The 23,901-nt window shown below is 45.6% G+C and carries 21 protein-coding genes; 8 read left to right on the plus strand and 13 right to left on the minus strand.

The window, feature by feature from the left end:
- Window positions 1-13 precede the first annotated feature (13 nt).
- Window positions 14-661: an AcfA family outer membrane beta-barrel protein gene (locus tag OO778_RS17600; RefSeq protein WP_264912287.1), complete on the plus strand. Its 648-nt coding sequence runs from the start codon at window positions 14-16 to the stop codon at window positions 659-661.
- 15 nt (window positions 662-676) lie between these two features.
- Window positions 677-1,012 (plus strand): NirD/YgiW/YdeI family stress tolerance protein, encoded by a 336-nt coding sequence (locus tag OO778_RS17605; protein WP_104973619.1) that lies wholly within the window; start codon window positions 677-679, stop codon window positions 1,010-1,012.
- Window positions 1,013-1,089: 77 nt separating this feature from the next.
- Here OO778_RS17605 and yegS read toward each other — a convergent pair whose 3' ends face one another.
- From yegS to OO778_RS17660, 11 genes are all read right to left on the minus strand, one after another.
- Window positions 1,090-1,992, minus strand: a complete 903-nt coding sequence (gene yegS, locus OO778_RS17610; RefSeq protein ID WP_225461050.1) for a lipid kinase YegS — start codon at window positions 1,990-1,992, stop codon at window positions 1,090-1,092.
- Between the two features lie 8 nt (window positions 1,993-2,000).
- Complete coding sequence (locus tag OO778_RS17615) at window positions 2,001-2,906, minus strand: LysR family transcriptional regulator (protein ID WP_264912288.1); 906 nt, start codon at window positions 2,904-2,906, stop codon at window positions 2,001-2,003.
- A 173-nt stretch (window positions 2,907-3,079) separates the two neighbouring features.
- Window positions 3,080-3,505, minus strand: a complete 426-nt coding sequence (locus tag OO778_RS17620; RefSeq protein WP_193447240.1) for a bifunctional diaminohydroxyphosphoribosylaminopyrimidine deaminase/5-amino-6-(5-phosphoribosylamino)uracil reductase RibD — start codon at window positions 3,503-3,505, stop codon at window positions 3,080-3,082.
- Between the two features lie 49 nt (window positions 3,506-3,554).
- Window positions 3,555-4,871 carry a BatD family protein gene (locus tag OO778_RS17625; protein ID WP_264912289.1) on the minus strand — a complete coding sequence of 439 codons (1,317 nt, stop codon included), beginning with the start codon at window positions 4,869-4,871 and terminating at the stop codon, window positions 3,555-3,557.
- Window positions 4,868-6,598 (minus strand): VWA domain-containing protein, encoded by a 1,731-nt coding sequence (locus OO778_RS17630; RefSeq protein WP_264912290.1) that lies wholly within the window; start codon window positions 6,596-6,598, stop codon window positions 4,868-4,870. Before OO778_RS17630 ends, OO778_RS17625 begins: the two co-directional genes overlap by 4 nt.
- Window positions 6,591-7,661 carry a VWA domain-containing protein gene (locus OO778_RS17635; RefSeq protein WP_264912291.1) on the minus strand — a complete coding sequence of 357 codons (1,071 nt, stop codon included), beginning with the start codon at window positions 7,659-7,661 and terminating at the stop codon, window positions 6,591-6,593. Before OO778_RS17635 ends, OO778_RS17630 begins: the two co-directional genes overlap by 8 nt.
- Window positions 7,654-8,232, minus strand: coding sequence for a DUF4381 domain-containing protein (locus OO778_RS17640; protein WP_074190588.1), 579 nt, complete (start codon window positions 8,230-8,232; stop codon window positions 7,654-7,656). Before OO778_RS17640 ends, OO778_RS17635 begins: the two co-directional genes overlap by 8 nt.
- A complete protein-coding gene (locus OO778_RS17645; RefSeq protein ID WP_264912292.1) occupies window positions 8,233-9,195 on the minus strand; it encodes a DUF58 domain-containing protein in 963 nt (320 codons plus the stop codon).
- Between the two features lie 12 nt (window positions 9,196-9,207).
- Window positions 9,208-10,191, minus strand: a complete 984-nt coding sequence (locus OO778_RS17650) for a MoxR family ATPase (RefSeq protein WP_074190586.1) — start codon at window positions 10,189-10,191, stop codon at window positions 9,208-9,210.
- An 85-nt stretch (window positions 10,192-10,276) separates the two neighbouring features.
- A complete protein-coding gene (locus OO778_RS17655; RefSeq protein WP_074190585.1) occupies window positions 10,277-11,578 on the minus strand; it encodes an anaerobic sulfatase maturase in 1,302 nt (433 codons plus the stop codon).
- Window positions 11,579-11,693: 115 nt separating this feature from the next.
- Window positions 11,694-13,220 (minus strand): arylsulfatase, encoded by a 1,527-nt coding sequence (locus tag OO778_RS17660; protein WP_264912293.1) that lies wholly within the window; start codon window positions 13,218-13,220, stop codon window positions 11,694-11,696.
- A 140-nt stretch (window positions 13,221-13,360) separates the two neighbouring features.
- Between OO778_RS17660 and OO778_RS17665 the strand changes: the two genes are divergently transcribed.
- Window positions 13,361-14,218: a LysR family transcriptional regulator gene (locus OO778_RS17665; protein ID WP_005396661.1), complete on the plus strand. Its 858-nt coding sequence runs from the start codon at window positions 13,361-13,363 to the stop codon at window positions 14,216-14,218.
- A 123-nt stretch (window positions 14,219-14,341) separates the two neighbouring features.
- Here OO778_RS17665 and OO778_RS17670 read toward each other — a convergent pair whose 3' ends face one another.
- Window positions 14,342-15,889, minus strand: coding sequence for an arylsulfatase (locus tag OO778_RS17670; protein ID WP_264912294.1), 1,548 nt, complete (start codon window positions 15,887-15,889; stop codon window positions 14,342-14,344).
- A 330-nt stretch (window positions 15,890-16,219) separates the two neighbouring features.
- On the opposite strand from OO778_RS17670, the gene OO778_RS17675 reads away from it, so the two are divergent.
- The 3 genes from OO778_RS17675 (at window position 16,220) to OO778_RS17685 (ending at window position 19,245) form a co-directional block, all read left to right on the plus strand.
- Entirely contained in the window at window positions 16,220-16,591 is a 372-nt protein-coding gene (locus OO778_RS17675) for a winged helix-turn-helix domain-containing protein (RefSeq protein ID WP_227483998.1), read from the plus strand.
- Window positions 16,592-16,680: 89 nt separating this feature from the next.
- The gene (locus tag OO778_RS17680; protein ID WP_074190582.1) at window positions 16,681-19,035 is read left to right on the plus strand and encodes a fatty acid cis/trans isomerase; all 2,355 of its coding nucleotides are present in this window, start codon (window positions 16,681-16,683) and stop codon (window positions 19,033-19,035) included.
- Between the two features lie 18 nt (window positions 19,036-19,053).
- Window positions 19,054-19,245, plus strand: a complete 192-nt coding sequence (locus tag OO778_RS17685) for a hypothetical protein (RefSeq protein ID WP_005376565.1) — start codon at window positions 19,054-19,056, stop codon at window positions 19,243-19,245.
- 49 nt (window positions 19,246-19,294) lie between these two features.
- Here the strand turns inward: OO778_RS17685 and torS are convergent, their stop codons facing one another.
- Window positions 19,295-22,258 (minus strand): TMAO reductase system sensor histidine kinase/response regulator TorS, encoded by a 2,964-nt coding sequence (gene torS, locus OO778_RS17690; protein ID WP_109169885.1) that lies wholly within the window; start codon window positions 22,256-22,258, stop codon window positions 19,295-19,297.
- 88 nt (window positions 22,259-22,346) lie between these two features.
- Between torS and torT the strand changes: the two genes are divergently transcribed.
- The gene (torT, locus tag OO778_RS17695) at window positions 22,347-23,351 is read left to right on the plus strand and encodes a TMAO reductase system periplasmic protein TorT (RefSeq protein WP_046875992.1); all 1,005 of its coding nucleotides are present in this window, start codon (window positions 22,347-22,349) and stop codon (window positions 23,349-23,351) included.
- A gap of 64 nt (window positions 23,352-23,415) precedes the next feature.
- Complete coding sequence (locus OO778_RS17700; protein WP_005376571.1) at window positions 23,416-23,871, plus strand: methylglyoxal synthase; 456 nt, start codon at window positions 23,416-23,418, stop codon at window positions 23,869-23,871.
- Window positions 23,872-23,901 lie beyond the last annotated feature (30 nt).

Below are 23,901 nucleotides of genomic sequence, written 5' to 3' on the forward strand. Positions count from 1 at the left end.
GAGGCAAAATAAAATGAACAAAACACTTCTTGCGTTACTTGTTACCTGCTCAGTTTCGGTATCTGCGGCTCCTTATGTAGGTCTGGAATATGGACTAGGCACCACTGACCATGATTTGGAACCTCACTTTTCAACTGACAACGTAACACTCAACCCTGAGCTTGAAGACGGTATTTTCTCAGGTTTTGTCGGTTACGCGTTCAATGACAACTGGGCGCTAGAGTTGGGCTACAGCCAATTTGACCTTGATGATAATCGTTCAAAGAACCTTGGTATCAAACAAATTGATGGCAAAGATTACCATCATGAAATGGATTGGGATGCGTCAATCAAAGCCAAGCAAGTGTCGTTGGCACCTGTGTTTAACTATACATTAAATGATAAATGGACAACAAAATTCAAAGCGGGTCTAACGTACACGCAATACGACACCAAAGTTTCGAAACATCAAGAATATGAGCTTGTCGCGAATGACGATGTGGAAATGAACAACACGCTTTTCCATAGCACGGAGAAAAACAACGAGCTAGGCGCAATGTTCTCAGTGGGTGCGGAATACCGAATTTTCCCGCAGCTCACCATAGGTGCAAACGCAAAATATCAACTAGACAGCTACGCAAACACTGCATCCTTTAACGTAGGCACAACTTACTACTTCTAATTTAAGGAGACGATAATGAAAAAAATGATTTTAGCATCCATGTTTGCCCTACTTTCAAGCTCAGCTTTCGCCGCGTTTAATGGTCCAGAAATAAGCGTAATTAATTCGGTGAAAGAGGCGCACAACGCAACCGACGACAGCGCCGTCATGTTAACCGGGCACATTGTTCAATCTCTTGGTAACGAGACTTACTTGTTCAAAGATGAGACTGGTGAAATCGAAGTGGAAATCGACAATGAAGATTGGATGGGGCTAGACGTTGGTCCAAACGATAAAGTGACGATTCGAGGCGAAGTTGACTCAGAGTGGACAACCACGCAGATTGACGTAGAAACCATTCAAAAGCTTTAGTTCGCCTGACACCTCAACACAAACAACACAGCCACATATTGGAGGCTGTGTTGTTTATGGGCCTTGAAACTACTCGTTTAGCTGACCAAGCAAGGACAATCTTGCGGCAAGACTAATCGTATACTCTTAGGCTGAACATCAAACCGTATTGTTCTCGAATGATATGGTTCGCCATCTAAATTGAGCGGAAGTGGATTTGGGAAGTCTATCTCCAACCAGCTTGCTCTTGTGTGTTTTACAAACTCACCTTTCTCGCTAGGATTATTGATCTCTTCGATAACTTTCGGCAGCTCATGAGGTAAGAATGGACGCACCAATGTTAGATCCATCAAGCCATCATTAATCATCGCTTTCGACGCTAACTCTTGCCCACCTCCAGCTAAGCGACCATTGCAGAAAGCGCCAAGCAACATTTCTCCCTGATAAGCCCCGCCTTCAATTGTTATTGTTCCGTCATAAGGTTTAAAGCCGAGCGCTTTTACAACGCCAGTTAGTGTATAAGCGCCGCCACCAAGAAAGTTTTTAAGTTCAACAGGCGTTTCTGCCGTAACTTCTGCGCCAAACCCTGCTGTTGCCACGTTAATAAAGTAGCGATCGTTAGCCTTGACACAATCGACCAAAGCAGACTGCCCTTCTACGGCGAGAGATAAAGACGCCTTGATAGAAGCTGGCACTTGAATCGCGGTGGCAAAATCATTTGCGGTACCAAGAGGGATAATGGCTAACTCAGGGCGTTTTTCTTCTTCAATTTGGATAATCGCAGAAGCCGCCTCATTGACGGTCCCATCGCCACCAGCGACAACAATACGTTCAATCCCGTCATCAACCGCTTCTTTCACCAAGCGCGGCATGTCTTGAGATTCCCAAGTCACTCGCACTTGCACATCGACGCCCTTGTCTCTCATTTTCATGATTGCATCTCTTAACTCTGGGTTCCCAGCTTTTTTGCCGTTAAGGATGGCACGTATTGTCTTCTTCATTGCACTTCCTATTGGTTGATGGTTTTCCCTGCTTGTTTAATCTGTGATCGCAACCACTGATGGGCACTGTCGTTTGTCCGACTAGGATGCCATATTGTGCAGAGCTCATAGGTTTGTTCATCAAATGGCATAGATAAAGATTTAACATGATAGGTGTGGTTGAACAAGTTGATCATCGACTCGGGCATTAAACCAATATATTCACTACCGCATATAACAGGTAGCATTTCCAATACGCCAGAAGCTCGATACTTTACCTTTCTTTTGTCCAAGTCGACAATATCATCGGCGTTTAACAAGCTCTTACGACTCTGCCACTGCGAAACCACCACATGTTCTTCTTCAAAAAATTGTTCAGCCGTAATCTCGTCCTTTAAGCGTGGGTGCTCCTCGCTAGACACCACCACCAAGCGCTCAGTAAGCACAGTTTCAACTTTTAAAACTGTTCGTGCTCTTGGCGCGATATCAATGATCAAGTCGTAACGTTGCAAACGCAGATCGCTTTCAAAATCTTCTGTGAAGAGTGGATGAACCTCTAAAGCAATATGTGGTGCTAACTCACGGATCTGTTTCATGACTTGAGGGAGCAACTCAAAACTTGCAACAGAGACACAAGCAATGGAAAACACTCGATTCGACACTTTAGGGTCAAATTCGCTAGAAGCCGCCAGAGTTGAAGTAAAGTTTTGCACCGAAGTAAGCAGCGCAGGGTAAATATCCATAGCAAAAGAGGTAGGTTCTACCCCCTTGGTACAGCGATGAAATAAAGGTTCGTCATAAATATCACGAAGGCGTGCCAACGCTTTGCTGACTGCGGGCTGCGTGATGCTGAGACGTGCTGCCGCTTTAGATAAGTTCCCCTCTTCATAAATGGCAATAAAAATGGGGATGAGATTAAGATCGGTCGGTTTCATGCTATTTAGTTTTTCGAAAATCACTTTTTCTATTTTAATCGAACAGCATGATAGTTAACGTAGCCAAGTACAAGAAATGGGCGGTACGACCTGTTTTAATGAGTTTTAACTCAATTTTGACGTACTCCACTCACCGCATAAGTGAGTAGCTAACGTGCAAGCCAAAACTTACATTAAGATTTGCCTAAATATGGGGTAAGAAACTCGCTGACTTCCTCGCCGCATAAACCAATTTCTACCTCAATACCGGCTTGTTTTAGAATCTCGATACCTCGACCACTGTTGCGCGGATCTGGATCCAACATGGCTACGACGACTTTGCCAATACCGGATTTCACTAATGTCACCGCGCACGCTGGCGTGCGACCAACAAACGAACACGGTTCGAGCGTAACGTATGCCGTCACCGATTCTAACGAGCCTTGATATGCATTCAGCGCTTCTACTTCCGCGTGGTTGCCACCAATAGCTTGAGTATGACCTTCTGAAACGATTTGATTGTCTTTCACTAACACGCAGCCAACCGGCGGGTTGGGTTGACATTCAGGAAGCGCATTTTTGGACACTTCCAATGCGCGGAGCATAAACTCTTGGCTCATTTGAACTCTATTCTCTAATAAAAACGAGGCGCTATATTAGCGCCCCGTTTTATTCATTGCCATCTCTTCCAATGACTTTGTCCAGTTCTGGTAACGCTCGCGGAATACAGAATTTAAAACGTTGTTGTTTGGTCTGGATCTTGCGCCACATCGACTTCATTAAATGAGCGCTATTTTCACCATTTTGCATTCGCGACGCACTTTTTTGCCACGATTCACTCATATCGGCTTTGGTCATTTCCAGCTCTGCCGTATTTAAACGCAATTGTTTGTACAATACGGCCCTTGCTTCAGACCAACGTTTAGCCTTTAACAAACGGTGGAACGTCAACCATGCTGGTGTCGGTCTGTTGCGGTAGTAACGTTTAATGGCTACCAATGAAATAATCACAAAACCCAGCAATACAAGCGTGGATACAATCCATGCAAAGTACGTTTTGATGAAGGATTTCAACGTGTGCTTCGCAGCAAATGTTTTGCCCTCTAACACCACCGTTTCCACTTGTTGAGTCTTACTGTTCCACCAACGGAACTCATAATCTGGCAGGGTTAATTCACCACCTTGTTGAATCACGTACACGCTCTCTTCCGTGCGTGTTGACTGGTAATCACCACGTGTTTGCGTATCTGTCAGACGGTGGGGTTGAGGATACGCTTGGTAACGGGTTGTTGATTCTCCTTTCAACAAGTCTGGTAGCAACACAGATAGCGAATCTTGAGCTGAAATAGTGATTTTACGCGTGATTGCATCCCCAGCTTTGAGTGACTCAGTGGAGGTTTCCCACTCTTGTTTTACGTCTACGTGCGTTGCAGAAAACCAAGGCGTGTCACCGCTCAACAATCCCGATGGCAAGACAGTTTTGAACTTAATCGGCTGCGTGTAAAGGGTACCTGACACCTTCTCGCCGTCCGGTGCTGACACCTGAACGCCCACTGCGACAGGTGGAATCACAAAATCACCAGATGCTTGTGGATACAAAGTCACTTCCCAGCGTTGACGCGACCAAGTTTGTCCGCCCTTGTGCTCCGTGAAGTTAGTGGCTAACTGATTACGCTGTTTGGCGATAACATTGGGCATTTCAATACTGCCAATTCGCGTCCCACCCGTAAACCAGCGCGGCGTTGCCACTTCGATGGTTAAAATGACTTGCTCGTTGACACTAAAACTTGGCGTTTTACGCTTTTCCCCAGCCGTTGGTTGTTGACCGACCCACGCTTGCAACTCAACACCATGATTGCGTTGAAGATCGTAAATATCCTGAGCGAAAACGTGACGACTTACGAACAGACTCAAACAAACCACTAACCATGCCACTATCCTTGCAGGAAGTGCAAAAGAGGTCACGCGATGGGCATTCATCATCATTGGGCAGCCTCCTCTGTATTGTGTTCCGTTGTCGTAGTTGAGTTACCCGTTGTTGGCGAGCGTAATTGAATTTGAAATTTAGCGCGTAAGAAATACTTCGGATCCGCTTCGACTCGCTTTAGCCACTTGTCGGCTAATTCTTGGCTACCTAAGATGTCGTCTGCGCTTAACGTCTCTTTAATCATCAACTCTGCTGACGTTTGTTCATCCGCTCCTTCTGCGGTTTGAGGGTTGTCGCCTAGCTCGGTTGACGCCTCTTGCTCTGTTCCTGCTTGACTCTCACTCATCTGATTTATCTCATCGACGATGCCAGCAATCACTTTCAAGTTGTGCTCAACATCAGGTCTTAACGACTCGCTCAACGTTGGCTTACTGGCTAGGGATTTTAACAAGTCACGAGCAGCCAAATATTCACGCTGACGCGCCAATGCGCTCGCCGCATTGTAAAGACCGTAATCTCTAACCTCTTCGGACGGGTCGTTTTGCATTTCCAAAAACGCACTGTGCGCGAGCTCAAACTCGCTAGCGTAGTAGTACGCCGTACCTTTGCGTAATGGATCGACAAAGTGTTTTGCAGCTTCTAAATACGCTTGTTGGTTGAACAAACGCTGTCCTTGTTGGTCTGGCGTCAGCCACAAATCCCACCACCATTGCGCCACCTTGTCGAAGGTCGTCACTTTTTGCACAACTTGTGGCTGTTCGGCTTTAACAGAAATGTTCTCTGCCATTGCACTGGTCGGCATCAACAGTGTAGCGCTCACCATTGCAATCACGCACCACTGCACTAACCACCCTTTTCTAAACCACAGCATCATGATCAACGCGATTGGGAACAGCAGTTGATAACCCATGTCTTTCCAAGGCATTGAAGATTCGCCATTAAGCTGCATATTGCGCTCAACGTATCGATTCAGTTGTTCGATATCACTGTTATCGACCGTCACTTCCACCAACCGACCGTTGGTCTGGCTGGCCAGTTTTTGCAGAGAATCCAAATCCATCGGGTTGTTACTCACGATGTCTGTATTCCCCGCAGCAAGAATTAACAGTTGATAAGGTTTGCCTGCAAAATACGCTTGGTATTGCTTAATCGTGGCCGGGTTCACGCCGTCGCTCACCAACAAAACGGTGGAGCCTGGTTGAGCTTGCAATTGTTGATCAATTAACGGCAAGGCTTTTTCAGCAAGCTTACCTTGCACGGGCATGATTTCTGGCGTAATGGCCGCCAAGAATGGGTCAAATACTTTGCTGTCTTGAGTCACAGGCATCGCCACATGAGCACTGCCCGCAAACACGACTAAACCCGTTTTTCCGCCTTTTCGCGCAACTAACAAATCGCGTATTTTCTGTTTGGAACGCTCAAGGCGGCTTGGTGGGAGATCTTTTTGCAGCATCGAGTCGCTGTTATCAAGCACCACAAGCAGAGAGGCTTTATCTTCACCAAAGGGGGAAGATTCACGTTGCCACGTTGGGCCTGCACAAATCACAATGGCGATTAGCACAATCAGCATCAAGAGCTTAAGCGGCAGTTGCTTGCGCCAACCTCGCTCACCTATCGTCAAAGCATTGCGTAAATGTTCGGGAAGAATATCCTTCCAGCTTGGTTTGCTTTCTTCTCGCCAGCGCAACCACACCAAGAAAAACATGGGGATCAAAGCCAGTAACCACAGCGGTCGGATAAAATGAAACTGCGTAAAGAATTGCGTCCAACTAAGAGAATCAAACATCGCTCTCTCCTAATGATGATCGTGTTGCAGCCCTTCTTTTGAGTGTCGCGACGCTGAACGCGAGTAAATGCATGATGACCACTAACGCCATCAAGTAATGGTGAAGACTTTGTTTTGGGCGGTATGTGGTGCTTTCGTAAAGTTGAGGTTCCAGTTTGCCAATCTCGTCGTAGGCAGCCGACAGTTCATCACGGTTGAGAGCTTCAAACGCTTCACCGCCGGATTCTTTTGCAATGCGATGAATCGTGTCCATATCCAACGCGGTTTCACCTATCGTTTCAGGATCACCCATCGCAATCACGTACACTCGCACGCCTTTGGCTTTCGCAACTTTCGCCGCATCAATCGGTTCGACAAAGCTGCCCGTGTCGTTACCATCGGTTAATACAATCGCGACTTTTTCACGGTTTTGATCTTGTTCTAAAGCACCACGCGACTTATCGCTTTGCTCAAAAACTTTAATCGCTAAGCCAATCGCATCACCAAGATGGGTACTCTGCCCGGCCATCGCCACATCGGTTTGGTTAAGCAGTTCGAGCCACACTTTTTGGTCTGCGGTAAATGGCGTTTGCACAAAAGCGGCATCACCAAAAAGAACCAAGCCTAATCGGTCACCTTTACGAGACTGAACAAACTCCGTCAGCACTTCTTTTGCCGCATCAAGGCGAGAAATTTTTTCACCTGTACGAGAGGTGAAATCAGGCTCAGCCATGGAACCCGAAAGATCCACCACGACCATCACATCGCGCCCTAAACTCTCGCGAACTTGAGGCTCGCCTAACACAGTGGGTTTTGCCATCGCACACACCACCAAAAGCCATGAGAGAATTAACGTTGCTCGTTGCCACCAGCTTGGGGTTAACTGGCTTGCACCTTCTGACGGCGTCTCGCCAATCGCTTCCACCAACTGACTAAAAAACGGCACTTTGATCGCCATTTGCTTAGTGCGATATGCAGGCACCAAGTAGTACACCACCAATGGCAGCGGCAAAATCAGAAACCACATTGGGTGAGCAAATTCAAAACCAGACAAACCAGTTAGCGATGCAAGAAGATCATTCATGTTGACCTCCCTGATTTGCTTTGCGTTTCAATAATGGAGATTTCTTTGCCGCGCTTTTTTGAGCATCACAGCGGTGTTCACTCACCCAGTTTTTCGCACGAGCAATAAGCGTTACTCGCTCTTCGTTGGTTAGCATAACGCTTGGGTCAACAATACTTTGTAGCCAGCGCTTTGAAAGCTCATCGTTAAAGACCACTTGCGAGTTTGCTAGAGAATCTCCGGTTTGCGGATATAGCGCATCGAGCTTGCGCAAAAAGGCGGTATCAAACAATTTCGCGTTACGGCTATCAACATGAATCAACACAATTTTAAGCACAGAGAACAATGCTTTAGGCATGCCTTTGTCGCTCGGTTTGATTTGCGAAATCGTCAACAGAGCTTCTTGTCGGTAGCGGTTACACCACCATTGTTGAGCCAAGCGATACGCGACATACACCAATGCAATGAGCGCAACCGCCGCTAAAATTTTCCAGCCAATAGTTTGCGGATACCAACTCACGCTTGGTGGCACGGCCACATCATGTAGCTCTCTGAGTATGTAGGTACTCGGAGGCGTAGGAACACCACTCATTTAACGTCCCCCTACCAGTTTTTGAAATTGTTTAATGTGCTCGCCTGTCGTATCGAGTTCGATGTGCGGAAGGTGTTTCATCGCCATAAGTTGAGAGAGTGATTGTCGCTGTAAGCTAGTTCGAGCCTCAAGCTTTGCGCTCGCGGCTTCTACCTTTGCTTTGCTGTCTAAATTGAGTTGATACTGCCCATCACCAACCACCCATTTCGATTTTGCCAAATCGTCTGGTAGCGCTTGTTCTAATGGGTCACTGACCATCACTGTGAGAACATCGTTGTGCTGTTGTAGCTGTTTAAGGTGGTCAAGGTGGTGCTCCTCGCAGTCGCTCCAGTCGCTGATAAAAATCAATGTGGATTGTTTGAGCTTCATGCGTTTAATGAGCTCAATCCATTGACTGAACGTCACTTTTTCGGAATTGCGAGAGTCCACATTGAGCGATTGATTGGCTTTAGCGAGACGCTTAAGTTGAGCCAGAAGATCGTTTTGCGAACGCTGCGCCTTGCTGTGAAACAACGCCTGTTGGGATGCAATGACAAAACCAATTCGGTCGCCATCTTTTAACACACGCCACCCGCACATGGCCGCGATTTCTGCCGCGACAACCGATTTCATGACTTGTGTCGAAGCAAAAAACATTGCGCTGCGCTGGTCGACACACACGATCACGTTGCGATCTTTTTCTTCGGTGTAGCTGCGCACGTGCGGCTTGCCTGTGCGCATCGTGACTTTCCAATCCAGGTTACGAATGTCGTCACCCAATTGATAATGACGCAGCTCTTCGAAGTTCAATCCACGACCGCGAAACAGCGAATTGTGGCGGCCTGAGAGTACGCTACCCGCTTTTAGATGAGGAAGTAAACTGAATGAGTCTGCCTGTGCTTGCAGACGTACTAAGCGAGCGTAATCGCAGTACAAACGGGGATCCATCCCCTGTGATTTTGGCGCAAGAGTTGGCTTAGCCATAATGCCTCCCGCTTATCCAATTTCTACACAATCTAGCAGCTCTTGCACGACGCGTTGGTGATCGACTCCGTCTGCTAGTGCATCGTAGGTCAAAGAAAAACGGTGGCCCAGTACAGACGGAACCATGGCTCGCACATCGTCAGGAGTGACATGGTCACGTCCTTGCATCCACGCATACGCACGAGCGCATTTGTCTAGTGCGATGGAAGCACGAGGACTAGAGCCAATCTCAATCCATTTTGCTAAGTTTGAATCGGCATAACGCTCTGGCTTACGAGTCGCCATCACTAACGCGACGATGTAGTTTTCCACTAGATCTGACACAACAATATCAGGTAGTTGACGACGTGCTTCTAGCACCACGTCAGGTTCGATGTGTTTTGGCGTAATAATTTCGCTGCTGGTTTCCGCACCTAATTCTTCACTGCGCACCAAACGAATGATGTCACGTTCAGCGTCGTCTTCTGGGTAATCGACGGTAACCTTCATGATAAAACGGTCCATTTGCGCTTCTGGCAGCGGGTACGTGCCCTCTTGTTCTACTGGGTTTTGCGTTGCAAGCACCATAAATAAGTCTGGCAATACGTGAGTTTTATCGCCTACCGTAATTGTGCCTTCGGCCATGGCTTCAAGCAGTGCCGCTTGTACTTTGGCTGGCGCACGGTTGACCTCATCGGCAAGCACTATACTGTTAAAAATTGGCCCTGGTTGAAAATGAAGTTGCGGCTTGCCATCCAACTCTTGATAAACCTCGGTCCCCGTCACGTCCGATGGCAAAAGATCCGGCGTAAACTGGATTCGACCAAAACTTGTGTTTAGCAAGTTCGCCAACGATTTTACAGAACGTGTTTTTGCCGTTCCCGGCAAACCTTCTAGAAGAATGTGCCCGTTCGTTAATAACCCGATGACTAAAGCTCGAACCACGTGGCTTTGTCCAATGACGCTTTTTTCTGTTTGTTCGATGAGTTCTTTTATCGCTTGTTGTGCGTGGTTCATAGGGTACCTTTTCAGTGGTTTAAGCCGTCTTTTCAATAGTTAAGTATAAGAACAAATGAAATAACTTAAGGTTATATTCACTATGTTATCTTTGTGGTTCTTCAGATTGGAGCAGTTGTGCAAGACCAACCAACATCGGTAACGCGTAATCAAAGAACATTTTGATTCCCGAACACAGATAGTTTAGTCCAGCCTCGTCATTCGGCGTTTTGATCAGACGGTTTTTCGGACACTCGCCCCAGCAATAAGGCAAGTAGGGACACTGCTTACAATACGTCGGCAAAGATTCGCGTTTTGCCATGCCAAAGGTGTATTGTCGTGTAGAGAATGCCATGTCATTCAATGAGTGTTCATGAATGTTGGCGAGTTTGTATTCTGGGTATACATAGTGGTCGCAACTGAACACGTCGCCATTGTGCTCAATCGCCAAGCCTTTGCCACAAAACTCAGCCGTCACACAAAGTTGAGACGGTTTCCCCATTACTTGCGCTACCGCGGTTTCAAACAGGTTAACCAGTACACGGCCAAGATCGTTATTCACCCACTCTTCAAAGGTGGTCATTAAAAAGCGTCCCCAGTCTTCAGGATCGACCGACCAATCCGTCACAACAGACATTGGATGACCCGGTTTCGCCAGATCACTGCCTTTGGTTGGGATCATCTGTTCGTTCCAAAACTGCGGTGCGGTTGTTTGGAAGTCGTTCGCTTCAACCACCGGTGCAAACTGAATATAAGTCACACCCAATTCTTGGGTTAAAAATCGATACACTTCGAGCGGGTATTTCGCATTGTGACGATTCACCGTGACCAACGCGTTGAATTTCACGCCATGCGCTTTGAGCTTATCTACCGCTTTCATCACCAGATCAAACGTCGGCTTACCGCTGCGGGTTTTGCGATATTTGTCGTGCAGCTCTCGTGGCCCATCAATCGACAAGCCAACTAGGAAGTTGTGCTCTTTTAAAAACGCACACCACTCATCGTTTAGCAAAATGCCGTTGGTCTGAAGGTCGTTTTCAATGCGAACGCCTTGCGGCTGATGTTTCTTTTGCAAAGCTACGACATTGCGGAAATAGTCCAGCCCAAGTAGCGTTGGCTCCCCGCCCTGCCATGAGAATACAATTTCTTCGCCATCCTGACTTTCGATGTAGCTTTTCACGAACGCTTCCAATGTTGCGTCGTCCATTTTGGGCTGCTTTTCTTGGTGCAGTAGATTTTCTTTATGCAGATAAAAGCAGTACTGACAATCGATATTGCATTTTGCTCCGCCTGGCTTTGCCATCACATGGAATCGACGATCGTACGCACCCGGAACCGGTGCTTTAGACGCCGTTTTAAGAGGAACAATAGGCATGGTAGTAGAATGGCGAGGGGAAATTTTACTCATACGTTTCTCACTATTTAATATACCCAAATAACCTCGTAATCACATTTCAGCAGGAATTGAAGCTATTTGGGTATATAGCGCTCCGAAAAGCGCTATGGATTATCGATGTTCTTTATTACTTAGAAGACTTAGGTACGAATGAACCTGCTTCCATGCGAGGTGGGAACTCTTTAAACGTACCCATTACCTCTTTCACTTTCTCTACCGCTGGCATCATTAGGAATGAACGCTCGTACATCCAACGAGAGTAACCCATACCTTGGTCACCACGTTCGAATGGGTCGATACTCAAGTCGAAGATCAATGGAACACGAAGTTTAGTAAACGGCTTGCGCCATACATCCATGCCTGTTTCATTCTCTTGAATCATAAAGTGGAACTTGTACTTTCCTTGGCGTAATGCCACAAGATCACCGTCATCGCTCCAGTAAACGAATTCGTTACGAGCAGATTTGTCTGACTTACCCGTTAGATATGGCAGTTGGTTGTAACCATCTAGGTGAACTTTATAGTCCATATCACCAACTTTCTTACCTTTTAGTAATTCATCTTTAACTTTGGTGTCACCCGCTGCAGCAACCAATGTCGGGAAGAAATCCTCTAATGACATCATGCCGTTGAACGTTTTACCTGCTTCGATGTTTCCAGGCCATTTAATCAACATCGGCACACGGAAACTGCCTTCCCAGCCAGTGTTTTTCTCAGAGCGGAATGGTGTCATCCCTGCATCAGGCCACAAATCAACCATAGGGCCGTTGTCAGTGGTGTAAACAATGATTGTATTGTCATCCACACCCAACTCTTTGATCTTGTTAAGTAGGTGACCAATTTGATCATCGTGCTGCTTCACGCCATCTGCATAAAAACCAGCGCCTGTTTTACCTTTATAATCATCAGGTACGTGCGTGAAGTTGTGCATGCGAGTGGTGTTAAACCAAGTAAAGAACGGCTTATCTGCTTTTACTTGTTTTTCTATGAAGGTTTCCGCAGCATCAAGGAATTCACCGTCAACATTTTCCATACGCTTACGCGTAAGTGGACCGGTATCTTCAATTTTACCGTCAGCGTAAGAGTGGATTACGCCACGAGGGCCAAATTTCTTCTTGAACTCTGGATCTTTAGGATAATCCACGTTCTCTGGCTCTTCTTCTGCGTTCAAGTGATATAGGTTGCCGAAAAACTCATCAAAACCGTGGTTGGTAGGAAGGTGTTCGTCTCGGTCGCCTAAATGGTTCTTACCAAATTGTCCGGTTGCATAACCCATTTGCTTAAGCACGGTTGCAATCGTTGGATCTTTTTCCGAGATACCTGGCGGAGCGCCTGGTAAGCCCACTTTTGATAGACCAGTACGTTTTGGCATTTGACCAGTAATGAATGCAGAACGGCCTGCTGTCGAACTTTGCTGTGCGTAGAAGTTAGTGAACTTCGCACCTTCTTTAGCAATGCTATCGATGTTCGGCGTGTTGTACGCCATCATGCCTTGGTTGTAGGTACTAAGGTTCCAGTAACCAACATCATCACCAAAGATGACAAGAATGTTGGGTTTGTCCGCTGCGTGTGCAACTGCAGATGCAGCGCCTAATGCTAACGTACATGCGTTAAGTACGAGTTTTTTACTGCTCGTTTTGGTCGCATTTTTCATATTATCTCCAAGAGTTCGCTAGTGCGTAAAAATGGTATTCGCTTTTCAATACCATTGTTGATATAAGATAAAGCACTAATTTCAGGCGATAAATGCAGTCAGAATTAGTTAACCTATAAATTAAATTTATGAGTAACGTTATGGACTTGAATTTGATCCAAACTTTTCTTGTTGTCGCGGAGTTCCAATCTTATACAAAAGCCGCGGAACAATTGGGGCTGACACAACCTGCTGTGAGCGCTGCAATAAAGCGTTTAGAACAAGTGGTCGATAAGCAATTATTTGTCAAAAAAGGGCGAGGTATCGCACTAACATCTACCGCCTATCAGCTACTACCGCAATTCCAGCAAGCGGTTAATATCATTGATAATGCGATATCCGATAAGAATCATTTTGAAGTGTGTTGTTCCGAAATTTTATTGCACATTATGGACCCGATAAAGAACACTATTTTTTATGAATCGCCACCCGAAAAGTTCTTATTATTTGAGCTTCTAAGACAACAAAAAGTCGATCTTGTCATTGATACTGTTATCACAAAAGATGCAGCGTTTATTATTGAAGATGCCTACGAAGAAGAGGCGGTGATTATCTGTCGTGAGAATCATCCCCGCGTGCAAGGCTCGCTCTCAAAAGAACAGTTTTATGAGGAAACTCACTGTTTGTTTTCAGGGAAATGGAACAACATGAGCGGTTTTGAACAGCTATCCCAAGAAACTATTCAAGAGAGAAAAGTCGATTTGATCACATCTTCGCTTGCTGGTATGGCGTTGTACGTCGCGCAACGCGATTGTTTAGGCTTAGTGTCTCAATCTTTTGCAAACAAATGGAGTAAAGCCCTTAAGCTTCAAGTTCTGCAGTGCCCTATTTCTATATGCGCTATCCCTTACAAGTTTGTTTACCATAAGCGAGAGATGAACAACCCTGCTCATATTGCGCTACGTGAAAAAATTAAAGCGAACTTAACGGCTGCCCACTACGAGCCAGTTTCCTTGTAGGCCTTGTTGATTCGCATTTTCTTTGCCATTCGTTGCTCTTAAAGCTTTTATTAGACGGAAAAAAGAGGCTCATATGAGCCTCTTTTCTATATGGTTGCATCTTATTGCTTACGTAGCACTAGCCTACTTATTTGGGTTCTCTTTTAATTTCTCCATCACCTGATCGAGCGAGAAGCTTGCCGCTTTTTGCCTTGGTGGGAACTCTTTAAACGTTTCGAGGAATCGTCCTACGTAAGCTTGGGCGGGAACCAGCATATAAGCACGGTCTAGCATCCAATCATAGTAGGTGTTGGAAGTGATATCAGCGACTTCGTAAGGATCCATACGTAAGTTGAAGATCTTAGGAACTCGAAGTGTGATGAATGGTTCCGCCCAAATGCGCAGCGTACCTTTTGCTCGTTGCTCCATGAAAACCAGTTTCCACTTGTTATAACGAAGTGCGGTTAAGTCTCCATCATCCGAGAAGTAAAAAATCTCTTCACGCGGTGCTTTCTCTTCTTTGCCAGTTAAATATGGCAGGAAGTTGTAACCATCGAGATGCACTTTGAATTTCTTACCATTCGCACTATAGCCTTTGAGTAATTTCTCTTTGATACTGTCATCACCCGCGGCAGCAACGAAAGTTGGCATCCAGTCCATATGGTGCATGATATCATTCGAGACAGAGCCAGCTTTAATTTTACCCGGCCAACGTACCATCGCAGGGACTCGATATGCACCTTCCCAGTTGGTATTTTTCTCTCCACGGAATGGCGTTGTACCTGCATCTGGCCACGAGTTCATGTGTGGACCATTATCGGTTGAATAAAAGACTATCGTGTTGTCTTTTATGCCCAAGTCGTCCACTTTTTTCAGTAGTTGGCCGACATGATTATCATGCTCAACCATACCATCTGCATACTCACTGATGCCTGTTTTTCCCGAATTCTCTTCTTTCACGTGGGTACGGAAATGCATACGCGTTGCGTTCCACCAGACGAAGAAAGGTTTTTCAGCTTTGACGGCACGATCCATAAAATCGAGAGCCGCATCCAACGTCTCTTCATCCACGGTTTCCATACGCTTGCGAGTCAGAGGCCCGGTGTCCTCAATTTTGCCGTCAGCGTACGAGCGAATAACACCTCGTGGACCAAATTTTTTACGAAATTCTGGATCTTTAGGGTAATCGACGTTTTCTGGTTCTTCCTCGGCGTTCAAGTGATAAAGGTTGCCAAAAAATTCATCGAAGCCGTGGTTAGTAGGCAGGTGTTCGTCTTTGTCGCCTAAATGATTTTTACCAAATTGACCCGTCATATAGCCCATCGGCTTCAACATTTCGGCAATGGTGGCATCTTCTTCCTTCAAGCCAAGATCTGCGCCAGGAAGCCCTACTTTACTTAAACCCGTTCTAAGGACGGTCTGGCCGGTGATAAAAGTAGAACGGCCCGCAGTACAAGATTGTTCACCGTAATAATCCGTGAACATCATGCCCTCTTTCGCGATGCTGTCTATGTTTGGTGTTTTGTATCCCATCAAACCGAAGGTGTAAGCACTGAGATTGGACTGGCCAATATCATCACCCCAAATGACGAGAATGTTAGGTTTCTCTGCCGCGATACTGCTACTTGTCGCGCTAATTAAGGCGGCGGCAAGAATCGCTAATCGACGTTTTACGCCATATTTCGCTGTCATATAAACCTCTGTGTGTATTAGAAAAGAGCTTCCTGCAACAGAATGTATAGTCTAGAAATAGTGGATAAGCGAATCTTAGAAATAAGAACTTTAGAGACATTAACAGCTGCTCTAGTCCCCAAAATAGCTGATTATTTACTTTAGAAATTGTGGTAGTACTTATTGATTTGGCGATTTAAATTGGTGCTCGTTCCCTCGTAGAGTTATTTCTTCCATATCAGAATTTTGATATGACTCCGACATATTGCATTACAAATAAAATACAGCATTGATTTCACGCCAACATTAATGATAATAGTTTTTACTATCATTAATAATTAAAATGCCAATATGTTTGAGTCTACCCTTTCGTCTGCTCCTAAGACGGCAGCTTCCGATAACGGTCTCAATAATGAATATGAGCTCGTACTGGACAAGCACAGCCATACTGTGATGATAAATCGTCCGCCAGACAAAAAGTTAGTTCAGCTTACAAGCGTTCAATTCGAGCTGCTCCGTACTCTGACTCATTATCAAGATCAAGTACTTAGCAAACCTTTCCTTTATGAAACGGTACTGAAGCGCACGTTCTCAGAGCATGACCGCGCACTCGATATGCACATTAGTAGAATAAGAAAACGACTGGTTAGCGAAGGGATTAACGCGGATCGAATTCAGACCGTTCATCGACAAGGTTATGTATTTAAGCATGCGAAAAAGTAAAGAAATCGCGGCGAATTGCTCCAACTTTTGGTAATTGACCGCTTATTTTGCTTTAATTAATGCAAATTCTAATCACGTAAAATAACTCAATGAATTTGCGCTTAATTTTTATACTTTGCATTGCTACATTGTTTGCTGGCTGTGCAACCTATGCGGGCCTTAACTATGACCAACTGTTTGGTCCACAGCTCGTTCGTGAACGTACGGCGGACGTAGCTACACCTCAAGCAAACTTCTTCCAAAGCGAAGTCAAACCCATTATGGATAACCGCTGTGTCGTCTGTCATGCGTGCTACGATGCACCATGCCAGCTTAAGCTTTCTTCCGTTGAGGGTATTGACCGTGGCGCGAGCAAAGCACTGGTATATGAAGGAACAAGACTTACTGCCGCCGCGCCAACACGCTTATTCGAAGATGCAGAAACAACCCAAGAGTGGCGCGATGCGGGTTTTCATCCGGTACTTAACGAACGTGATCAGAGCATGGCGGCCAACATTGATGCAGGCCTCATTGCACGTTTGCTACAACAAAAAGAACGCCACCCGCTGCCTGATCAAGTCCAGTTAGAAGGTTTTGATTTTTCGATAGATCGAGAACAAACCTGTCCAACAATTGAAGAGTACGAACAGTACGAAAAAGATAACCCAACCTGGGGAATGCCTTTTGGTATGCCAAACCTATCAAACAGTGAATACCACACACTGATGACTTGGCTGGAAAACGGCGCGATAATGAACGTTCACCAACCAATTAGTGAACAAGAGCAAGCTCAAATCGACAAGTATGAAACTTTGCTCAATCGCGCTGATCTAAAAAATCAACTGATGGCTCGCTATATTTACGAGCATTTGTTTTTGTCTCACCTCTACTTTTCAGAACTCACTGAAGATCCTCGATTCTTTACGTTAGTTCGTTCTTCTACTCCACCGGGGCAACCAGTAAAACGTATTTCAACACGTCGCCCGTACGATGCTCCCGGGGTTGAGCGCGTGTTTTATCGAATTATTCCAGAACAAGGGACGATTGTAGATAAAACACACATGCCGTTCGCGTTAAACAAGCAACGTATTGAAAACTGGAACACTTGGTTTATCGATGCTGATTACACGGTTAATCAACTACCGAGTTATGAACCTGAAGTTGCTGCAAACCCGATGACATCATTTATCGATCTTCCGGTTAAATCACGCTTCAAGTTTATGTTGGACAATGCGCAAAACACGATCATGGCTTACATTAAAGGGCCTGTTTGTCGTGGCCAACTTGCACTGAATGTTATCAATGATCGCTTTTGGATATTCTTTCTAGATCCAGATAAAGCAGATATCCCTGAAGTAAATGAGTTTTACCGCTCTCAGGCTGATAACCTAAGACTGCCAGCAGAGCAGGAAAGCAATACGCTACCTGTTACCAACTGGGTTAAATACGCGCGTCAGCAAGCTCGCTACCTAGAAGCCAAGTCTGAATTTACCAATAACTGGTTTAAGGAAGGCGAAAACCTATCCACCGACGTAATTTGGGACGGTAATGGCACCAACCACAATGCGGCATTAACGATTTTCCGCCACTTTGACAGCGCGTCAGTCGTACAAGGGTTAGTTGGCGAGCAGCCGAAAACGGTATGGATTCTTGACTACGCGTTGCTAGAACGCATCCACTATTTGCTCGTTGCTGGGTTTGATGTGTACGGTAACTTCGGCCACCAACTCATGACACGAATGTTCATGGACTTTTTGCGTCTGGAAGGCGAAAGTAACTTTATCTCGTTGCTACCAACCGATATGCGTCATGAACTGCAATCAAGCTGGTATAAAGATCAAAGTCCACAGTTAAGTGACTTTTTACAACGCAACGTGAAGCCATTTAACCAACCAACCAGCGTCGAGTACAAAACTGACGATCCAAAAACAGAGTTAGTCGAGTTGCTTAGAGAACGAGTTTCAGATGTTCTTCTTCCGCGCTACGAGGTTAAAGATACTGAGCTTTCTGCTCAAAGTGAAAAACAGCTCCAACGTATTGGCCAAGTTCGTGGAGAAGGCCTAAAAACCGTTCCGCAAATCACCATGCTTATGGTGAGAAGCCAGTCTGGAAAAGATGAGTTATTCACCCTACTTCACAATAATGCGCACACGAATATTTCTAGCTTGTTTGATGAAGAAAGCAACCGCGACTTTGCTAACGATGATATGACCATCGTACGTGGCGTTGTGGGAAGCTACCCAGCGGCATTTTTCTCGATCAACGAAAATCAAGTAAAAGAATTTGTCGATCAATTTAGTGCCATCCAAAATGAATCCGATTACGTTAAGTTGTTGGATAATTTTGCGATTCGCAGAAGCTCAGAAAAATTCTGGCCGTTTAGCGATCGTCTGCACAATTGGTACCGTACAAAACAACCGATCGAATTTGGATTACTTGACTATAATCGTTTTGAGAATCGATGATGATTTAAGGGGGTTCTCATGGGTATCCGAGATAACATTGCCGCTCTTGAACAACAGATTTACGTTGCTTGTTCTGAGGGAGACTACGAAACGGTCAACATGCTTGAGCATCAACTCGAATACTTGCGTGGCAAAGTGGAGCATCCTTTTGATGACGACCCTTATGCCCTAGACACTCGATTCGAGTGGGAAGATGACATGACCGAATAGAAAAAACCTCCGGCTTGCCGGAGGTTTTTGTTTTTGGGATGCAATTGATTTACTTCGCCATCAACTCATCAAGAGCTTGAATTGATTCAGACACTTGAGACACCAATTGATCTTTAGTCGCCATGTAGGTATCTAAAGGTTGAGGCGCAGCTTCAATTTCTTGGCAAGAGTTCATTAATGCCGTAAGCCCTAAACTCCCTGCGCTGCCTTTTAGTTTGTGAGCAAGGTTCTTCACTTGTTTACTGTCATTACCACCAGCAGACGCTTGCAGCTTGCTTAGTACATCGGCACTGGTCGTTCTAAACAGATTAATGATGTGCAACATCTTCTCTCTGCCCAAGATTTTCATATCGGACTCAATCACGCTCGGGTTAATGATGACCACATCTGATTCCTCTGTTTTAGGGACTTGAATAACCTTTGATTGTATCGCTTGTTCTTGAGGCGAAGTTTGATCAAACGGGGTACAGTCGGCATTTTGTGGCAACAATAACGGCTTTCCATCCAGCACGTCCTGAATCAATGCCGCTAGAGCTTCTTTTGCCAATGGTTTAGGTAAATACCCGTCAAAACCTGCAGCTAAATAGCGCTCAACTTCTTCGGCAAAAACGTGCGCAGACACTGCGATCATAGGCGTAGCAGCAAGGGCTTTATTAGCTGGTTTGTTACATTCAATTTGTTTCAAACGTTGGATTAACTCGGTTCCATCACAGTCTGGCAAGTTGATATCGACTAAAGCGATATCAAAATCCTGCGTGCTGATCAGTTGCTCTGCTTGTGAGCCGTTTTCTGCCATCACGACCTGGTGGCCCATGCTTTCTAAAAAGCCTTCCGCAACCACTCGGTTTACTTCATTGTCTTCTACCAACAAGACTTTCGCTTTCACTTTGCAGCGCGCGGTTGCCACAGCACCGGTTTCAACAGGTTCACTTTCCTCTAATGGAATGGAGAACCAGAATCGACTGCCATGTCCTTCTTCAGAATCGACTTCTAAAATACCGCCCATCGCTTCAATGATTCGTTTACTGATGGCAAGGCCAAGACCCGTTCCTCCAGTTTGACTCATCCCACCTTCGGCTTGCGTGAAGGCATCAAACAACGTTCTCTGATCTTTTTTGGCAATACCAATCCCGGTATCTGATACTTCAAATAGGACTTGCGATTCATCCTCTGGATTGAGGCTCACATAGATATCAATTTCACCTTCGTCAGTAAATTTAATCGCGTTTCCGACGAGGTTGTTCAGAACCTGACTGATTCTGGTGACATCCCCTTTCCAATAGCGACTTACATCACTTTCAATATGATAGGAAAACAACAACTTCTTCTCTTGAGCTCGGCTGTTCATTAACTGGAAAGTATCTTCAACCATTTGGTGTAAATCGAAGCCCATGTGGCGAATCTCTAAATGCCCTGCTTCAATCTTGGAGTAGTCCAGCACATCATTCAGAATCGCGAGCAACGTTTTACCACTGCGGTTGATGATTTCCGCATAACGCTTTTGAATAGGGTTGAGGCCGGAGTCAATCAACAAACGTGCCGTTCCGAGCACTCCATTCATCGGCGTTCTGATCTCATGGCTCATGGTCGCCAAGAATGCTGATTTAGCTCGACTCGCTTGCTCTGCTTGCTTACGAGCTTTCGCGTGATTCAAAACCTCTTCATTCAAACGACGGTTTGCTTGTTTTAACTGAGAAGTGCGTTGCTCAACGAGCTCTTCCAAATGCTCTTTGTGCTCTTCGAGCTCTCGCTTGGCTTGAGCTTCTCCCTCTGCGACCACTTTTAGCGCTTGCGCTGTATTTCGAGCCGTGATGATAGCTTGCCCCATATGCGCTAGCTCATCTTTGCCTTTTACCTCCAGCTCGACGGCTAAGTTACCCTGCGCCACAGAAAGCAGCGCAGCAGAGTACTCTGCCAATCGCTTAACCACAGAAAGGTATACAACACGCCATAGAATCAGCACCAACACAATCAAACCAACAATTGAAATCACCGTTAGAGACCACTGAGCGAATTTCAGCGTGCTCGTCAATTCATCCACAGCGACGGTTGTTGTTTTGTTTGAATCATCAACCAATTTGTTTACGGTACCATTCAGCTCCGAAAACAATTCCAGTGTCTTTTGCATCAGTTGTTGAGATTGTTCGTTATTCTCATACTGCTGCATCAAAATAGTGAACACGACCTGACGCTTACCGAGCTCTGTTAGTAGTTGGCTCATTTGTTTGGAGCGAGTGGGATCTTCTACGGCAAGCACACGGCGCTTCATGATTTTGAGATTACTTTCAAAATCACTTTGCACCTGCTGGATTCGCTCAATATTGGTTAATGTGCGAGCTTCTTCAATTTGATTCAGCATTTTAAAAGCCAATAAGTGCAGCTCATGCAATCGCTCTGTCAGATCTAGATCCACTTCCACCAGCGCATCTAGTGCCTGATAAACTTGGGATTTTTTATTCGATTCTAATAAGTCATAGATATGTGTGACGTTAGCAACGGCAATGGTGCTCGTGTTCTGAACTTGCGTGCGAGTTAGCTGTTCCAACTCTTCACTCAGTAAGCGCATCTCTTCGACACGAGTATCAATCTCTTTTGCCAGCCACAGCTTTCTTTCAACCGAAACACCAAGTTCTGCCAAGTTGTCGATAACGTTCTGGACGTTACTCTCGAGATCTTCTAGCAATTGAGAATCAAACGACTCACTCCCCAGCTCTTTGATATGAGTAAGCAATGATTCGAGCTGTTCGAAAAGCACACGCCCAGACTCTTTTCTTTCCTGCTCGTTTCTTGCGTTTGATAACAGTTGTACAGACGAAATGATGCGAGTACTCAACTCAGAGACTTGCCTCGCTTCAATCATGGCGGGAATTGCAGAATCCACGACATTTCTTTCCGTCTTGGCAACTAAAGAAAATCCAGACACACCAATAAGTGCCGATAACATAACCAGCATTGCCATCGCAATGAAAGACAACAAGAGTTTACGACCGATGCTTGCGGTTGCTAGCAACATATTTTCATGACCTTAATGTTCGTGTTCAGCGACATATTACGTTATATTTTGCAGTGTTTACTTAATCTATGCCAACGAACTTCATTTCATGGTTAAAAATCAACACGCATTTCGCACAATTTTCAAACATTCTGCAGTCACATTAGCCCTTGTCGCTTCTTTACCAGTGGTTGCAGCAGAAAAAGTATGTGCCATCTACCCTCACCTAAAGGATTCATACTGGTTATCCGTAAACTATGGAATGGTGTCCGAAGCGAAAAAAGAAGGCGTCGAACTGAGAGTCCTTGAAGCGGGTGGCTATCCAAACAAAACGCGTCAAGAGCAACAACTCGCACTGTGCAGCCAATGGGGAGCAGATGCGATTGTCCTTGGGACCGTGGACCCACAGGCCTATGAGCATTCGCTTAAGAATTGGGTCGGAAACATTCCTGTCTTTGCTACTGTGAACCAACTCGATCTGGATGAAGAGCAAAGTGAGCTGTTAAAAGGTACGGTCGGTGTTGACTGGCACTGGATGGGATACGAAGCGGGAAAATATCTGGCTGCTCGCCATCCAAAGGGATCAGGAAAAACAAACATTGCCTTACTTTTGGGGCCGCGTACTCGTGGAGGTACGAAGCCCGTGACTGCCGGATTTTATGAAGCGATCCAAGGAAGTGATATCAACATCGTTGACTCGTTTTGGGCAGACAACGACAAGGAGTTACAACGTAACCTGGTTCAACGTGTGATTGATATGGGAAATATAGATTATATTGTTGGCAGCGCGGTTGCGATTGAAGCCGCTATCAGTGAACTGCGTAGCGCAGGCAAAGCTGAGGAGATCGGTTTGGTTTCTGTGTACTTGAGTCATGGTGTTTACCGAGGCCTATTGCGTAACAAAGTGCTCTTCGCACCAACAGATAAAATGGTGCAGCAAGGCAGGCTTTCCGTCATGCAAGCAGCGCATTACTTAAGGGGTGAAGAGTATGACAAACATGCCTCACCAACCATCAAACCACTGACTCCCAAGACGCTTCATGACGATACGATCGAAGAATCGTTATCTCCGTCAGAATATAGGCCGACATTCCGCGTTAAGGCTGTTGATTGAAAGACAAAAAACGTGTTCTATTGAATAATAACAATTTTAAAATCATACAAACGGAAACATCTTGATGCAAAAAACCATTCGTACCATGCCAACCCACAAACATGTGGCTTTGGTTGCCCATGACAACTGCAAACCTGAGCTACTTCGCTGGGTAAAAGAAAACAAAGAAAAACTGCAGAGTCACTTTCTTTACGCGACAGGCACAACCGGGCACATGTTGAGCAAAGAAACTGGACTGGCGATTAAGAGCATGATCAGTGGCCCAATGGGCGGTGACCAACAACTTGGCGCGCTCATTTCAGAAGGTAAGATCGACGTTCTCGTTTTCTTCTGGGATCCGCTAAACGCCGTACCTCACGACCCAGACGTTAAAGCGCTTCTTCGTATTGCTAGCGTTTGGAATATTCCTGTGGCAACGAACCGAGCCACCGCTAAGTTCCTGTTTAACTCCCCTCTTCTTGAGCAAGAAGTAGATATTGAAGTACCGGATTACGAAGCGTATCTTGCTGAACGCATGTAAGCTTTGATGCCAACCGAATAACGTAAAGGC

The sequence above is a fragment of the Vibrio sp. STUT-A16 genome, from assembly GCF_026000495.1.
GTDB classification, from domain to species: domain Bacteria; phylum Pseudomonadota; class Gammaproteobacteria; order Enterobacterales; family Vibrionaceae; genus Vibrio; species Vibrio diabolicus.